General features: G+C 66.1%; 10 protein-coding genes. 8 read left to right on the forward strand and 2 right to left on the reverse strand.

The features are described from left to right. The first annotated feature begins 4 nt into the window (after positions 1-4). Entirely contained in the window at positions 5-1,672 is a 1,668-nt protein-coding gene (gene recN / locus HDG33_RS24180) for a DNA repair protein RecN (protein WP_184034466.1), read from the forward strand. Positions 1,673-1,777: 105 nt separating this feature from the next. On the opposite strand, the gene glnE is transcribed toward recN, so the two are convergent. After that, a complete protein-coding gene (glnE, locus tag HDG33_RS24185) occupies positions 1,778-4,573 on the reverse strand; it encodes a bifunctional [glutamate--ammonia ligase]-adenylyl-L-tyrosine phosphorylase/[glutamate--ammonia-ligase] adenylyltransferase (protein WP_184034469.1) in 2,796 nt (931 codons plus the stop codon). Positions 4,574-4,836: 263 nt separating this feature from the next. Here glnE and HDG33_RS24190 point away from each other — a divergent pair, with 263 nt between their 5' ends. The 6 genes from HDG33_RS24190 (at position 4,837) to HDG33_RS24215 (ending at position 14,035) form a co-directional block, all read left to right on the forward strand. Then, positions 4,837-9,096 (forward strand): YhdP family protein, encoded by a 4,260-nt coding sequence (locus HDG33_RS24190; RefSeq protein WP_184034472.1) that lies wholly within the window; start codon positions 4,837-4,839, stop codon positions 9,094-9,096. 153 nt (positions 9,097-9,249) lie between these two features. Beyond that, a complete protein-coding gene (locus HDG33_RS24195; protein WP_184034474.1) occupies positions 9,250-10,113 on the forward strand; it encodes a carbon-nitrogen hydrolase family protein in 864 nt (287 codons plus the stop codon). Positions 10,114-10,200: 87 nt separating this feature from the next. Continuing rightward, positions 10,201-11,667, forward strand: a complete 1,467-nt coding sequence (gene tldD, locus HDG33_RS24200; protein ID WP_184034484.1) for a metalloprotease TldD — start codon at positions 10,201-10,203, stop codon at positions 11,665-11,667. A gap of 416 nt (positions 11,668-12,083) precedes the next feature. Beyond that, positions 12,084-13,157 (forward strand): 3-deoxy-7-phosphoheptulonate synthase AroG, encoded by a 1,074-nt coding sequence (aroG, locus tag HDG33_RS24205; RefSeq protein ID WP_090805593.1) that lies wholly within the window; start codon positions 12,084-12,086, stop codon positions 13,155-13,157. Between the two features lie 204 nt (positions 13,158-13,361). After that, positions 13,362-13,706: a type II toxin-antitoxin system RelE/ParE family toxin gene (locus HDG33_RS24210; protein WP_184034487.1), complete on the forward strand. Its 345-nt coding sequence runs from the start codon at positions 13,362-13,364 to the stop codon at positions 13,704-13,706. Next, positions 13,703-14,035 carry a helix-turn-helix domain-containing protein gene (locus tag HDG33_RS24215; protein ID WP_090803102.1) on the forward strand — a complete coding sequence of 111 codons (333 nt, stop codon included), beginning with the start codon at positions 13,703-13,705 and terminating at the stop codon, positions 14,033-14,035. The genes HDG33_RS24210 and HDG33_RS24215 overlap by 4 nt, the downstream gene beginning before the upstream one ends. A gap of 54 nt (positions 14,036-14,089) precedes the next feature. Here HDG33_RS24215 and HDG33_RS24220 read toward each other — a convergent pair whose 3' ends face one another. After that, complete coding sequence (locus tag HDG33_RS24220; protein WP_090803100.1) at positions 14,090-14,644, reverse strand: cob(I)yrinic acid a,c-diamide adenosyltransferase; 555 nt, start codon at positions 14,642-14,644, stop codon at positions 14,090-14,092. Between the two features lie 223 nt (positions 14,645-14,867). Between HDG33_RS24220 and HDG33_RS24225 the strand changes: the two genes are divergently transcribed. Further along, positions 14,868-16,286, forward strand: coding sequence for an FAD-linked oxidase C-terminal domain-containing protein (locus tag HDG33_RS24225; protein WP_184034490.1), 1,419 nt, complete (start codon positions 14,868-14,870; stop codon positions 16,284-16,286). Positions 16,287-16,331: the final 45 nt, after the last annotated feature.

The raw sequence follows: 16,331 nt of genomic DNA on the forward strand, positions 1-16,331 counted from the left end.
CTCCATGCTTCGCCACCTCTCGATACGCGACTTCGTCATCGTCGCCGCGCTCGACCTCGAATTCGACAGCGGCTTTACCGTTTTCTCGGGCGAAACCGGCGCCGGCAAATCGATCCTGATCGACGCGCTCGCGCTGGCACTAGGCGCGCGCGCCGAGGCGAGCGTCGTGCGCACCGGCGAGAGCCGCGCCGACATCACCGCGGAGTTCGAGACGCACGCACAGGTCGATCAATGGCTCGACACGCAGGCGCTCGGCGCGGCCGACGACGGCCAGCACGGCGGCACCGTGATGCTGCGGCGGGTGGTCGACGCGAACGGCCGCTCGCGCGCGTTCATCAACGGTACGGCGGCCACGCTCGCGCAGCTGCGCGAGGTCGGCGAGATGCTCGTCGATATTCACGGCCAGCACGCGCACCAGTTGCTGATGCGCCCGGACGCGCAGCGCGAGCTGTTCGACACGCACGCGGGCCTGTCCGACCTGGCCGCCGCCGTCACGCGCGCGTGGCGCACGTGGCGCGACAAGGCGCAGGTCGTCGAGCACGCGCAAACGCGCGATCGCGAGCTGCAACTCGAACGCGAGCGACTCGCATGGCAACTCACCGAACTCGACAAGCTCGCGCCACAGCCGGGCGAATGGGAAGAAGTCAACACCGAGCATCGGCGGCTGTCGCATTCCGCGAATCTGATCGACGGCGTGCAGGGAGCGCTCGGCGCGCTGTCCGAATCGGACGACGCGATGATCACGCATCTCGGCTCGATCGTGTCGAAGGTGCGCGACCTCGCGGAGATCGACCCCGCGCTGAACGACGTGCTCGCCGCGCTCGAACCGGCCGAAATCCAGTTGCAGGAAGCCGCGTATTCGCTGAGCCACTACGCGCAGAAGCTCGAGCTCGATCCGGAGCGGCTCGCGCAGGTCGAAAAGCGCCTCGACGCGCTGCACTCGGCTGCGCGCAAGTTCCGCCTGCGGCCTGAGACGCTGCCGGAAGAACACGCCGAGCGGCGCAAGCAATTGGCCGCGCTCGACGCCGCCGCCGACCTCGACGGCCTGCGCGCCGCCGAAGCGCAAGCGAAGGAAGTGTTCGTCGCCGAGGCGAAAAAGCTGTCGAAGGCCCGCGCGAAAGCAGGCAAGGCGCTCGGCGAGGCGGTCACGACTGGCATGCAGGAACTGTCGATGAAAGGCGGCAGCTTCGAGGTCGCGCTGGTGCCGCTGCCCGAAGGCGGCGCGCACGGGCTCGAGCAGATCGAGTTCCGCGTCGCCGGTCATGCCGGCGTGCCGCTGCGGCCGCTCGCGAAGGTTGCGTCAGGCGGCGAACTCGCGCGTATCAGTCTCGCGCTCGCAGTGATCGCGAGCGCGGCCAGCCCGACACCGACCCTGATCTTCGACGAAGTGGATACGGGCATCGGCGGCGGCGTGGCCGAAGTGGTCGGACGGCTATTGCATCAGCTCGGCGAGGCGCGCCAGGTGCTGTGCGTGACCCATCTGCCGCAGGTCGCCGCGCGCGGCGATCATCATTTCCAGGTCGCAAAGATGAGCAACGGCACCGGCGGCACGCTCAGCAGCGTGAGCTCGCTCGACAAGGCGAGCCGCATCGAGGAAGTCGCGCGCATGCTCGGCGGCCTCGAAATCACGGCGACCACGCGCAAGCACGCGAAGGAAATGCTGGCCGCCTGAAATTGCGCCGCGCATCGGCGGCCGCACACGGCTGAGTCGGCCTGGCCGGGACGTCACACCGATCCCGGCCGCGCATGATGCGCCACGCGAAGTGCGTGAGCGCCCTTACCCAAACACCCTCTTCCACAACGCCAGCACCGCCTCGCGCTCGGCCGCGACCAGCGCCGGATCGACCCGCGCCTTCTCCATCCCATCGAGCCGCAGCGTGTGCTGCAGCTTGCGATAGCGCCGATAGGCGGCGCCGACCGTCTCCGCTTCCGCTTCGCTCATCAGCCCGAAACGCGACACCTCACGCAGCAGCGCGATATTGCCGGTATTGCGGATCAGCTCGGGATCGCGCGCCGCATGCAGCAGCACCCAGTACTGCACGGTGAACTCGATATCGACCATGCCGCCGCGGTCGTGCTTCAGGTCGAATAGCGCCGGCGTATGGTTCGGATGTCCCGCCTCGACACGCGCGCGCATCTCGACGATCTCTTTCGCGAGCGGCGCCGCTTCGCGCGGCGTCGTCAGCACCTGTTCGCGGATCGCCTCGAACTTCGCGCCGATCTCCGGATCGCCCGCGCAGTAGCGCGCACGCGTCAGCGCCTGATGCTCCCACACCCACGCGGTATTCGCCGCGTCGCCCTCGCGCAGCTGGTAGCGACGGAACGCATCGAGGTCGGTGATGAGCAGGCCCGACTCGCCATTGGGTCGCAGCCGCAGGTCGATGTCGAACAATGTGCCGGCGCCGGTCGCGGTGGTCAGCCATGTGATCAGACGCCGTGTGTAGGTTGCGTAGACGTCGGCGGCGGCATCGCCGGGATCGTCGTACAGGAAGATCAGGTCGAGGTCCGACGCGTAGCCGAGCTCCTTGCCACCGAGCTTGCCGTAGGCGATCACCGCGAAGCGCGGCACGTCGCGATGACGTTTGGCCAACTGCTTCCACACGGCTTCGATCGTCACGTCGAGCACCGCGTCGGCGAGCTCGGACAGCCGGTCGCTGACGTGCTCGACGGACAGCTTGCCGGCAAGATCGATCAGCAGAATACGGAACACCTCGGCCTGATGCGCGTGACGCAGCAGATCCATCTGCTGCTCGACGCCATCGGCGGCGGCGAGCCGCAAACGCAACGTACGCTTGAATTCAGCCCAGTCGAACGGACTGTTGATCGCCTCGACGTCGAGCAGCTCGTCGAGCAGCTGCGGATGGCGGATCAGATAACCGGCCGCCCAGCGCGAGCCGCCCAGCACCGACAGCACCTGGTGCAGCGCCTGCGGATACTCGGTCAGAAGCGCCAGATACGCGCCGCGCCGGCTCACCGCTTCGAGCAGATCGAACAGGCGCGCGACCGTATCGCCGCGCCGCCCGGCCGGCTCCAGCGTGCGCGCGGCTTCGAGCGCGCGCTGCGCGACGATGTCGAACCGCTGCCGGCTGCGCTCGTTCAGGCCCGTGTAGCGCGACGAGCGCCACACCGCCTGCAGCCGGGCGAGCAGCTCACCGGGCTCGGCCACCCCCAGTTCGACGAGGCGCGCGCGCAGTGCGTCGTCGGCGCTATCGTCGGCGAGCGCGCTGCTCCACACCCACGCGGCCGCGCCGTCCTCGGGCGCGCCGCAACCGTCGCGGCCGCCCACCTTGTCGGCGAAAATCTGGTCGAACTGCTGTTCGACGAACTCGCGATGCGCGTCGAGCTTCGTCATCAATTGCGGGTAGTCGTCGCAGCCCATCACGCGCGCGAGCGCCATGCGGTCTTGGGCATCGACGGGCATCGCGTGGGTCTGCGAGTCGTTGCGATATTGCAAACGATGCTCGAGCTCCCGCAGAAAGCGATACGCCTGCGACAGCTTCACGCACACCGACGGATCCATCAACCCATTCGTGGCCGCGTGGCGCAGCACGGCGAGCGTCGGCCGCACGCGAAAGCCGGCGTCCTGGCCGCCGCGGATCAGCTGGAACACCTGCGCGCTGAATTCGATTTCACGGATGCCGCCACGGCCGAGCTTGATGTCGTCGGCCTTGTCGGGGCGCATCGACGCGCGGCGCTGCGCCTCCTGGCGGATCTGCAGATGCAGCGCGCGAATCGCGCTGATCACGCCGAAATCCAGATAGCGTCGATAGACGAACGGTGTGACGATCGCCTCGAGCTGCTTCTGCAGCCGCTGCGCCGAGGCGCTCGCGACCTCGGACACGAGCCGGCCCTTGATCCACGCGTAGCGCTCCCACTCGCGGCCCTGCACATAGAAATACTCTTCGAGCATGCCGAGGCTGCATACGAGCGGCCCCGAATCGCCGTTCGGCCGCAGACGCATATCGACGCGAAACACGTAGCCGTCGGCGGTGACTTCGGCGAGCGCGCCGATCAGCCGCTTGCCGAGCCGCGTGAAGAACTCCTGGGTCGCGAGCGGCGAGCGCTGGCCGCCGGCTGTCTCGCCGTCGTCCTCATAGACGAAGATCAGGTCGATATCCGACGACACGTTCAGCTCGCGCCCGCCGAGCTTGCCCATACCGACCACGCCGAGCGTGAGCCGTTCGCCCTGCTGGTCGCGCGGCTCGCCATACAGCGCTTCGAGCTCGGCGCTCAACACCGTCAGCGCGCGCTGGATCGTCGTTTCCGCGAGATCGGTCATCGCGCCGGTGACTTCGGCGATATCGGCCTCGCCGGCCAGGTCGCGCTCCATCACCGCGCAGAACACTTCGGTGCGCAGCTGGCGCAGCGCGCGCTTCAGCGCATCTTCGTTGACCGGCGCACCGGCTGGGCCCGCCGCCTCGGCGCACAGTTCGTCGAGACGCGCGTCGATGCGCTCGCGCGTCAGCGGTTCGTCGGCCAGCGCGCCGACATGCGCGACCAGTTGCGGGCGGGCCGCGGCGGCGCGCGCGGCATAGTGTGAATAGCTGGAACTCAGGAGGGTGGCGTCAGTCATCCAAAATCTGGCTCGCTCGTTGCTTGATCGAATTTGTCCGGCGGTATTCTGACGGTGTACGGGTGTCGTTCCAGGGTCGTTGTCGTGTCGTTCCGTCGTGCCATCGGGATGCGGCGACAAGCGTGCCGGCCCCCTGCCGGACGGCCTCGCCAATCGCCGTCACGGGCCGTCGGACAGGGTTTGCAGGAGGTCCGCCGACGCTTTCCCGTGTGATACATTTCGTCGTTAACACGCAAAACTACCATACGCCCAGCCGCCGCAGCATGTCCGAGCGAAACGAATCCGCCGACCCGCAAACCCCACCGCAGGTCCGGCATGTGAGCGGAAGCGACCACATCGTGCTGCGTCGGACGTTGCGCGTGCTCGCCGCGCTCGCGCTCGTCCTCTATTTCATCGCGGGCGGACTGTTTCTGGGTTTGCGCTACGTGGTGCTGCCGCGCGCCGACATGTTCCGGCCGCGCATCGAAGCCGCGGTCTCCGACAAGCTGCGCACCCAATTCACGATCGGCCGGCTCGCGCCGCACTGGAGCGGCTTCCAGCCAGGACTCGATGTCACGAATCTCGTCATCCGCGATCACGACGGCCAACCCGCGCTGACGATTCCGCACGCCACCGCGTCGGTGTCCTGGCGCTCGCTGTGGGAGTTTCATCTGGCGCTGTCGAGCCTGATCGTCGATCAGCCGGACGTGCTGGTGTCGCGCAGCGAGGACGGCGTGCTGTCGGTCGCGGGCGTGCCGGTGCCGACGCGCCACAGCGGCAACGACGCGCTGTCCACCTGGTTGTTGCGTCAGCAGGCGATCGTCGTGCGCGGCGGCGTGCTGCGCTGGCGCGACGCGACGCGCACCGAACCCGAACTGGCGCTGCGCGACATCCGCATCGCGATCCTCAATGACGGCCGCGACCACCGCATGGCGCTGCAGGCGCCACCCGACGGCCAGGTGCTGAAAGGCCCGCTCGACTTCCGCACGCACTTCCGCCACGCGCCGCTCTCGGCGCTCGGCAAGCCGATCAACTGGAGCGGGCAGGTGTACATGTCGACGGGCCCGGTCGATCTGCCGACGCTCGCGCGCTACATCCAGTTCCCGATCGAGACGTTCGCCGGCCGCATCGACAATGCAATCTGGATCGACTTCAGCGAAGGCCGCATGACCCAGGCGACCGGCCAGTTGAGCGGTTACGACGTCGCGATGCGCGTGCGCCCGACCCAGCCAAGGCTGCTCGTGCCGATCACCCACTTTCTGTGGCGCGTCGAGGCAAACGAAGGCGAGTACCGGCTGCAGCTGTCGGACCTGCGTGCCGAGCTCGGCCAGCCGCCGCTCGAAGACGGCACGCCGCTCACGCGCATCCTGCGCTTCCGGACCCTCGACAGCCGCTACCGGATGGCCTCGCAGCAGCATGGGCAGCTTTTGAGCGTCAGCGGCGATCGCGTCGATCTCGGCATCCTCGCCGAATTCAGCCGCGCGCTGCCGCTGCCGCGGCACTTTCTCAATGAACTCGTGCGCATCAATCCGCGCGGGCGCGTCGCGAACTACGTGATCGAGCTCGAGCGCGGCAAGCCGGAATCCGGAGAAGTGGGCAGCGACCGTCGGCCGACGGGTGCTGAACCGATCGAGCGTTATCGCTTCAAGGGCGATTTGCAGGGCATCAGCTTTGCCGCCCAGGAGCCGGGGCCGGGCCTGACGCCGCGCGGCCACCCGCGCGCCGGCGTTCCCGGCATCGAAAACCTGTGGGGCAACGTCGACGCCGATGAAAAAGGCGGCCACGCGAACTTCGATACGACCAACGTGGCGATCACGCTGCCGGGCGTGTTCGACGATCCGCGTCTCACGCTTGCGCGTCTGCACGGCCGCGCCGACTGGACGATGGGCACGAAGGCACCGGGCGACACGCGTCCCGCGTTCGCGCTCAAGCTCAACGATTTCAGCATATCGAACCCTGACGTCGAGGCGAGCGCGACTGCGAGCTACAGCAATCCCGGCCACGGCCGCGGCTCGCTCGACCTGAAAGCCGACTTCCAGCGCGCGCAGGTGACGCACATCGCCCGCTATCTGCCGACCGCGGTCAGCGAAAAGCTGCGCATTTACCTCGGCCACGGCTTGCAGGCTGGCGTGTCGCATGGCGGCACGATCGAAGTGCACGGCGACCTGACCAAGTTCCCCTACGCGCGCGACCCCGACGCCGGCATCTTCCACATCGTCGCGCCGTTCACCGGCGGCAAGTTCGATCCGACGCCGTTCCCGCCGCGCAACATGCGCAACGGCACGCCAAACGTTTGGCCGCCGCTCGACGGCATCGACGGCGTGTTCGAGCTCAAGCAGAACGTGCTGCGCTTCGACATCGACCGCGGCCGTTACAAGCGCGTCGCGCTGACCGGCGTGAACGGCCGCGTCGACGACCTCGGCACCAAAGGCTCGAACCTCACCATAGAGGGCAACGGCCGCGGCCCGCTCGCCGATATGCTCGACTACGTGAACGGCAGCTCGCTCGGCATCATGGCGCGGCACCAGACCGAAAAGATTCGCGCGGAAGGGCCCGCGTCGCTCGCGCTGAAGCTGACGATCCCGCGTACGCCGAAGCCGCATATCGGCGTGGAAGGTGCGCTCGGCTTCCAGAACAACCGCCTGAGCGTGAGCAATGCGCCGTCGCTGTCGCAGTTGAACGGCCGGGTGCGCTTCACCGAACGCACGGCCGAGGTCGAGCGGCTCTCCGGCCAGTTCCTCGGCGGTGACGTGCATGCGAACGGCGGCTTGCGGCAAGACGGCACGTACGCGCTCGCGCTCAACGGCCACATCGCCGTCGATGCCGCGCGCGAACTGCATCTGCATGGCCCGGCCGCACAGGTGCTCACGCATATGAGCGGCAGCGCGCCTTATGCATTGCGCGTCACCGGCGCGAAGGGCCGCCTGCCGGAGGTCAGCGCCAACTCTGATCTGAGCGGCCTCGGGCTCGATTTTCCAGCGCCGTTCAAAAAGACTGCCGGCACGCCGATGCCGCTGCACTTCTCGGTCAATCCGTCGACGGTGCCGGGCGAAGCCGGCCTCGAACGCGCCGACCTGACGTTGGGTCCGGTCGCCGCCGCGTATCTGCTGAGCTATCGGCCGAACGCGCAGCCGCGTACGTCACCGACCGTCGTGCGCGGCGCGATCGGCGTGAACCGGCCGGTCGACCTGCCGTCCGAGGGCGTGGTCGCCGCGGCGGACATCAAGGAGATCGATGCCGACGCCTGGCGCGCGCTAGCCGCGCAGCTGCGCGCGGGCGTGAGCGCGGGCGGGGCGAATGGCGTGAACGGCGCTGCTGGCGGCAATACCGCCAGCAGCGCGGCCACACCCGCGGCCGCGCCTACGGCCGTGCCGAATCCCATGCTCACGCAGTTCCTGCCGAACCGCTTCGCGCTGCACATCGACATGCTTACGCTGCTCAAGCGTCACTGGGACAACGTGATCGTCGGCGCGTCGCACGCGGATCGCACGTGGCAGGCGAACATCGCGTCGAATCAGGTGTCAGGCCACGTGTCGTGGCTGCCGGGAGCGACCCGCGAATCGCCGGGCGAACTGCAGGCGCGCTTCGCGCGCGTCGTGATTCCGTCGGTCGCGGACAAGGACCTGCTCGGTCCGGCAATGTCGGCGCCCGCGCTGAACATGCCGTCGATCGATCTGGTCGTCGACGAGCTGATCGTGCACGATCGCAACGTCGGCCGGCTCGAGGTCGACGCGCACAACTTCGAAGAAAACGGCGTGCCGGTCTGGCAGCTCGACAAGCTCGACGTGACGAACCCCACCGCGACGCTGACCGCGACCGCGAACTGGCGCACCTCGACCGAACTGCCCATCTCGGCCGACGAAGCCATGCCGCGCCGCACCGTGTTCGATTTCAAGCTCGACATCAAGGATGCCGGCGCGATGCTCGATCGCTTCGGTCTGCCGAGGACGCTCAGGGGCGGCACCGGCTCGATTCAGGGCAAGGCCGTGTGGCAGGGCGGCCCGACCACGATCGACTATTCGACGCTGAACGGCAACCTCGCGCTGGATCTACACCACGGTCAGATCCTGAAGGTCGATCCGGGCGTCGCGACGCTGCTCGGCGTGCTGAGCCTGCAAAGCCTCGCGCGCATCGCCACACTCAATTTCCGCGATGTGATCGGCGAGGGCCTGCCGTTCTCGAGCGTGACGGGTACCGCGCAGATTCATGACGGCATCGCCCGCACCGACAACTTCAGGATGGTGACCGCGCCGGCCCGCGCCGAGATGGTGGGCTCGGTCGACATCGCGCAGAAGAGCCAGGACCTGCACCTGCACGTAGTGCCGACCGTCAGCGCCGGCTCCGCAGTGATCGCCGCGACGGTCATCAATCCGCTGATCGGCCTCGGCGCACTGATCGCCGATATCGCGTTCACGCATGGGGTGTCGCACGTATTCGCGCGCGACTACGCGATCACCGGATCGTGGTCGAAACCGCACGTCGAGCGGGTGACGGGCGAAGGGGGTAAGATTGACGCTCCGGCTTCGACCGTGGAAGCGCACTGAGCTCCGGTTTCCCTGGCGCCGCCGTCTCGAACCACGCGGCCGCTCGTGCCGCTCTATCGACTCAATGCGCCAACGGGGCCGAGCCAGCCCAGAACCATGTATGCGGCGCCCGCGCTTCACACCGCCGCCCGCCGGGAGTCTTTCGACACGCTCATGAGCGAAACACACGTCACTTCATCCGCATCCGCCGCAACGTCCAGCGGCCTTGTAGCCAACCCCTTCCGGGTCGCCGCGCTGCAGATGGTCAGCTCGCCGGATCGCGATCGCAATCTCGCCGACGCAGAGCGCCTGATCGCCGAAGCCGCCGCCGACGGCGCGCAACTCGTGCTGCTCCCCGAGTATTTCTGTTTCATGGGCTTCAAGGACACCGACAAGCTCGCCGTGCGCGAGCCACATCAGGACGGCCCGATCCAACGCTTTCTCGCCGACGCCGCGCGCCGCCACCAGTTCTGGGTGATCGGCGGCACCCTGCCGCTGAACGCACCGGAGCCGTCGCGCGTACTGAACACGACGCTGGTGTTCGACCCGAACGGCAACGAGGCCGCGCGCTACGACAAGATCCACCTGTTCAACTTCGAAAAGGGCGAAGAATCGTTCGACGAAGCGCGCACGATTCGACCCGGCACCTCGGTGCAAAGCTTCGAGGCGCCATTCGGCCGGGTCGGCCTGTCGGTCTGCTACGATCTGCGCTTTCCCGAGCTGTACCGGCGCATGGGCGACTGCGCGCTGATCGTCGTGCCGTCGGCGTTTACCTACACGACCGGCCGCGCGCATTGGGAGCTGCTGCTGCGCACTCGCGCGATCGAAAACCAGTGCTACGTGCTCGCCGCGGCGCAAGGCGGCAAACATGAAAACGGCCGCCGCACCTGGGGCCACAGCATGCTGATCGACCCGTGGGGCGAGATCGTCGCGGTGCGCGACGAGGGCGCCGGCGTGGTCGCGGGCAACCTCGAACGCGCGCGCATCGACGAAGTGCGGCAGAGCCTGCCGGCATGGCGTCATCGCGTGCTGACCTGAAACCGACATTGAAACTGCGGCGCCCGCCACGCATATAGCGACGCAGGCGCTCCCCGACCCCTTCGTATCGAGCAGAACATACTTCGCATGAACATCATCGAACCCGGTATCCGTAATCTCGCCGCCGCCAAGGACATCCTCCTCACGCCCTATGGTCTCGACGAATCGCTGCTCACGCGCACGCTCGCCGAAATCTTCACGCACCGCGTCGACTACGCGGACCTGTACTTCCAGACCACCCGCAGCGAAGCGTGGAGTCTCGAGGAAGGCATCGTGAAGTCGGGCAGCTTCAGCATCGATCAGGGTGTCGGCGTGCGCGCCGTGTCGGGCGAGCGCACCGCGTTCGCCTACTCGGACGACCTGTCGCCCGAAGCGATCCGCCAGGCGGCCATCGCCACGCGCGCGATCGCCAAGGCAGGCGGCGGCAAGCAGCAGATCAAGGTGGCGTCGTCGCTGACCGGCATCGCCGGGCGCGATCTGTACCTGCCGTCCGACCCGCTGCATTCGCTCGACGCCACCGCCAAGGTCAAGCTGCTTGAGCGCATCGAGCAGATGGCGCGCGGCCGCGACCCGCGCATCCAGCAGGTGATGGCGGGCCTCGCCGGCGAATACGACGTGGTGCTGGTCGCGCGCAGCGACGGCGGCTTCGCGGCCGACATCCGGCCGCTCGTGCGTGTCTCGGTGACGGTGATCGCCGAGCAGAACGGCCGCCGCGAAATCGGCAGCGGCGGCGGCGGCGGGCGTTTCGACTACGGCTATTTCACCGATGAAGTGCTGTCGCGCTATGTCGACGATGCGGTGCACGCCGCTCTCGTCAATCTCGACGCGCGTCCGGCGCCGGCCGGCGCGATGACCGTCGTGCTCGGGCCGGGCTGGCCCGGCGTGCTGCTGCACGAGGCGATCGGCCACGGGCTCGAGGGCGACTTCAACCGCAAAGGGTCGTCGGCATTCGCGGGACGCATCGGCGAGCAGGTCGCCGCGAAGGGCGTCACCGTGGTCGACGACGGCACGCTGCCGAATCGTCGCGGCTCGCTCAATATCGACGACGAAGGCAATCCGACCCAGTGCACGACGCTGATCGAGGACGGCATCCTGAAGGGCTACATCCAGGACACCCTGAACGCGCGTCTGATGAAGATGCCGGTCACCGGCAACGCACGGCGCGAATCGTACGCGGCGCTGCCGATGCCGCGCATGACCAACACGTACATGCTGAACGGCGACAAGGACCCGCAAGAAATCCTCGCGTCCGTGAAGAACGGCCTGTATGCGGTGAACTTCGGCGGCGGTCAGGTCGACATCACGAACGGCAAATTCGTGTTCTCGGCCTCCGAAGCGTACATGATCGAGAACGGCAAGATCACGTATCCGGTCAAGGGCGCGACGCTGATCGGCAGCGGACCGGAATCGCTGAAGTACGTCACGATGATTGGCAACGACATGAAGCTCGATTCGGGCGTGGGCGTGTGCGGCAAGGAAGGCCAGAGCGTGCCGGTGGGCGTCGGTCAACCGACGCTGCGCATCGAGCGGATGACGGTCGGCGGCACGGCCTGATTTCGTCACGGATGCACGCTTCGCGCACGCAAGGCGCGAAGTGTGCGGGTTTTCCGCATTTTTCGACGCCCCAGCTTGTCAGCCGAGCCTGTACCGGGTTATAAACTCACTCACCCTTTTTGACCAGCGACGCATTCACTTCGCCATGTCCGCCAAGTTTTATTTTTACTTTTTTTGGTATCTCAGACCGCTGGCGGATCGAGAGGGGTGTTAGTGCACGCAGGACACCGAGAATTCCCGAAAAACCGCCAGCTAGCCTGGCGGTTTTTTTTCGTCTCACGCTTTTCGATACCTGACTGACATTTTGTCGTTGACCATTTTTTGATCGTCGTCCGCTCTGGCCTCGCTGTTTGATCACTGACTGATCGCCCCCGTTGCCCGCGCGAACACGCTACGAACCGATTCAGGAGAACAACATGCCCCCGCACAATACCGATGATGTCCGCATCCGCGAATTGAAGGAACTCACGCCGCCCGCTCACCTGATCCGCGAATTTGCCTGCGACGAGACGGTTTCCAACGTGATCTACGACTCGCGCACCGCGATGCATCGCATTCTGCACGGCATGGACGATCGTCTGATCGTCGTGATCGGCCCGTGCTCGATTCACGATCCGAAGGCCGCGATCGAATACGCGGGGCGTCTGATCGAGCAGCGCAAGCGCTTTGCCGGCGAACTCGAAGTCGTGATGCGCGTGTACTTCGAAAAGCCGCGTACGACGGTGGGCTGGAAGGGTCTCATCAACGACCCGCATATGGACAACAGCTTCAAGATCAACGAAGGTCTGCGCACCGCGCGCGAGCTGCTTCTGCGCATCAACGAACTCGGCCTGCCGGCCGGCACCGAGTACCTCGACATGATCAGCCCGCAGTACATCGCGGATCTGATCTCCTGGGGTGCCATCGGCGCGCGCACGACCGAATCGCAGGTGCACCGGGAGCTGGCTTCGGGACTGTCGTGCCCGGTCGGCTTCAAGAACGGCACGGACGGCAACGTGAAGATCGCCGTCGACGCGATCAAGGCCGCCTCGCAGCCGCACCATTTCCTGTCGGTCACGAAGGGCGGCCACTCGGCGATCGTATCGACCGCGGGCAACGAGGACTGCCACGTGATTCTGCGCGGTGGCAAAACGCCGAACTACGACGCCGACAACGTCAACGCGGCCTGCGCGGACATCGGCAAGGCGGGTCTAGCCGCGCGTCTGATGATCGATGCGAGCCACGCGAACAGTTCGAAGAAGCACGAAAACCAGATTCCGGTGTGCGCGGACATCGGCCGTCAGATCGCCGCGGGTGACGAGCGGATCGTCGGCGTGATGGTGGAGTCGCACCTCGTCGCGGGTCGCCAGGATCTGCAGGAAGGCTGCGAGCTCACGTACGGGCAGAGCATTACCGATGCATGCATCGGCTGGGACGAGAGCGTCGCGGTGCTCGAAGGCCTTGCCGAAGCGGTCAGGCAGCGCCGCGTCGCGCGCGGCAGCGGCAACTGAACGCCTGCCCCGCCACCACGGCGGGGGCTTGTCAGCCGTCCGTAGAAAAAACCCCGGTTCAATTTCGAACCGGGGTTTTTTATTGGCCATTCGGACGAATGGTACTCAGCCTGCCGCCTCGATATCGTCATAGCTCGTTGCCTGGTCGCTTACACGCTTGACCAGGCTGGAGAATGCGTATAAGATTTTATACATGAGGTGGCGATGGAGCGGGAAAAAGAAATTCGCTGGTTAGGCTCCAGCTACCGTGATTTGCTCGCTTTTCCCAACGAAGCGCGTCGTCTCGCAGGGTTTCAGCTTCACAAGATTCAGTCAGGATTCGACCCTGACGACTGGAAACTGTTCGAGTCTATCGGCGCGGGAACGCGCGAAATTCGCATCAGAGACGAGGACGGCATTTTTCGCGTGATGTACGTCACCAAATACGCCGAAGCGCTGTACGTGCTGCATTGCTTTCAGAAGAAAACGCAGAGGCTCGGACCGCACGACAGAAGAATTGCCGAAACGCGCTACCGCGCCATCACCCATTACAGGACCACCCAGCCATGACGATCGACACCAACATTCGTCACGTAACGCGAGCCGGCGCGAACGTGTTCCTCGAACTCGGTTTTTCCGCCGATGAAGCGAAGCGCCTTCACGCGGCGTCGCAAAAGCAGATCAACGACACGCGGCTGCTCAAGGAACAGCTGATGACCGAGCTGTCCACGTGGATCGAACAGCATCATCTGAAGCAGGCCGAGGCGGCCGAAATCCTGATGGTGTCGCGCCCGCGCGTGTCCGACGTCGTCAACAAGAAAACCACCAAGTTCACGATCGACACGCTCGTGGAAATGCTGAGCCGCATCGGCAAGCCGGTCACGCTCGCCGTCGGTTGAGCGTCGGCTCGTGCGAAGCACCGTGCGTGTCCATGCGCACATGTGCGTCGCCATTCAAGGCGCGCCGCGATCGTGCTGCCACAGCACGTCGGTGCCGCCGTCCGCGCGATTGAGCACGCGCGCCAGCACGAACAGCAGATCGGACAGCCGGTTCACGTACTGACGTGGCGCCGCGTTCAGCGCCTCGTGTTCGCCAAGCGCGACGATCGCCCGCTCCGCGCGGCGGCAAACGGTACGGCACACATGCGCGAGCGCGGCCGCGCGCGAACCGCCCGGCAGAATGAATTCCTTCAGCGGCGGCAGCGTGGCGTTGTAGTCGGCGAGCCAGCCGTCGAGCTGCGCGAGATGCTGTTCGGTAATCATCGTGTGACCGGGAATGCACAGCTCGCCGCCCAGATCGAACAGGTCGTGCTGGATTGCGACCAGCGCCGCACGTACGTTCTCGGGCAGGTTCTCGCACAACAGCACGCCGAGATTCGAATTGAGTTCGTCGACGTCGCCAATCGCGGCGATACGCGCGCTGTCCTTGCGCACGCGGCGGCCGTCGCCGAGACCGGTGGTGCCGTCGTCGCCGGTGCGAGTGGCGATCTTGCTGAGGCGATTGCCCATGACGTCTCCCATGTATTAGTGACGATGCTGCCAACTGGTTTGTCCATATTGCACGCATCGCGAAATCGCCGCCATTATATGAGCGGAAGCCGGCCCAGCGCTGCCTGGCGGGCGAACGGCGTAAAATGAAACACGTGCTGCAAACAGACCGTTATCTAAAGAAACTTTCATGGGACCGGAGTGAGCGCTGTAGCGCTAACTCCGGTCGACACAGGAGACATGCGTGAACCATCCCGTGCCGCCGGCGCCGCTACGCCGGCCGTTTCCCGCCGAATTGCTTAACCAGCTCAAAGCCGCTTTCGGCGATCGGGTTTCCGTTGCCGAAGCCGTGCGTGCGCACCACGGCCGCGACGAATCACCGTTCGATCCGCAACTGCCTGACGCCGTCGTGTTCGCGCGTACAACCGAAGACGTGCAAACCGCCGTCAAGCTGTGCGGCCAGTACGACGTGCCGATCATTCCGTACGGCAATGGCTCGTCGCTCGAAGGACATCTGCTTGCCGTGCAAGGCGGCGTGTCGATCGATCTGTCGGAAATGAACCGGGTGTTGTCGATCAACGCCGAAGACCTGACCGTCACCGTCGAGCCCGGCATCTCGCGCAAGCAACTGAACGAAGCGCTGCGCGACACCGGCCTGTTCTTCCCGATCGACCCCGGCGCCGACGCGAGCATCGGCGGCATGTCGGCAACCCGCGCGTCGGGTACCAACGCCGTGCGCTACGGCACGATGCGCGAGAACGTGCTCGGCCTGACGGTCGTGCTCGCCGATGGCCGCGTGATCAAGACCGGCTCGCGCGCGCGCAAATCGTCGGCGGGGTACGACCTCACGCGCCTGTTCGTCGGCTCGGAAGGCACGCTCGGTGTGATAACGGAAATCACGCTGCGCCTCTATCCGCAGCCGGAGGCGGTGTCGGCCGCGGTGTGCAGGTTCCCGTCGATGGGCGATGCGGTGCGCGCGGTCATCGAGACGATCCAGATCGGCGTGCCGATCGCGCGTGTCGAGTTCGTCGATTCACTTGCGATCCGCTCGATCAATCGCCATTCGAATCTGACACTGCGCGAAGCGCCCACATTGTTCTTCGAATTTCACGGCACCGAGGCCGGCGTCAAGGAACAGGCCGAACTCGTGCAGGAAATCGCCGCACAGAATGCCGGTGAAGGCTTCGAATGGGCGACGCGCCCCGAAGATCGCAGCCGTCTGTGGACCGCGCGTCACAACGCGTATTTCGCGATGCTGCAACTGAAGCCCGGCTCGCGCGCGGTCACCACCGACGTCTGCGTGCCGATCTCGCGTCTCGCGGAGTGTGTGGTCGAAACGGAGCAGGATCTGTTGGCGTCGCCGCTGCCCTGCCCGATCGTCGGCCATGTCGGCGACGGAAACTTCCACGTCGCGATCCTGATCGACCCGGACAAGCCCGAAGAGCTCGAGGAAGCCGAGCGCCTGAACCATCGCATCGTGCAGCGCGCGCTGCGGATGGACGGCACCTGCACCGGCGAGCATGGCATCGGCCTGCACAAGATGGGCTTTCTGCTCGAGGAGCACGGCGACGTCGCGGTCGACACGATGCGCTCCATCAAGCACGCGCTAGACCCTCGCAATCTGATGAACCCGGGCAAGATTTTCGCCTGGGCGGCGGCCTGATCGACACTGCGCATGCCGGCCGCGGCAAACCGCTGACACACCCAG

It is taken from the genome of Paraburkholderia sp. Cpub6 (assembly GCF_014201065.1).
Taxonomy (GTDB): domain Bacteria; phylum Pseudomonadota; class Gammaproteobacteria; order Burkholderiales; family Burkholderiaceae; genus Paraburkholderia; species Paraburkholderia tuberum.

Coding starts and splice junctions, on each gene's coding strand:
- HDG33_RS24195 (WP_184034474.1), top strand. CDS start 9,250: ATGAGCGAAACACACGTCACTTCATCCGCATCCGCCGCAACGTCCAGC.
- HDG33_RS24220 (WP_090803100.1), bottom strand. CDS start 14,644: ATGGGCAATCGCCTCAGCAAGATCGCCACTCGCACCGGCGACGACGGC.
- aroG (WP_090805593.1), top strand. CDS start 12,084: ATGCCCCCGCACAATACCGATGATGTCCGCATCCGCGAATTGAAGGAA.
- HDG33_RS24215 (WP_090803102.1), top strand. CDS start 13,703: ATGACGATCGACACCAACATTCGTCACGTAACGCGAGCCGGCGCGAAC.
- HDG33_RS24190 (WP_184034472.1), top strand. CDS start 4,837: ATGTCCGAGCGAAACGAATCCGCCGACCCGCAAACCCCACCGCAGGTC.
- glnE (WP_184034469.1), bottom strand. CDS start 4,573: ATGACTGACGCCACCCTCCTGAGTTCCAGCTATTCACACTATGCCGCG.
- tldD (WP_184034484.1), top strand. CDS start 10,201: ATGAACATCATCGAACCCGGTATCCGTAATCTCGCCGCCGCCAAGGAC.
- HDG33_RS24210 (WP_184034487.1), top strand. CDS start 13,362: ATGGAGCGGGAAAAAGAAATTCGCTGGTTAGGCTCCAGCTACCGTGAT.
- recN (WP_184034466.1), top strand. CDS start 5: ATGCTTCGCCACCTCTCGATACGCGACTTCGTCATCGTCGCCGCGCTC.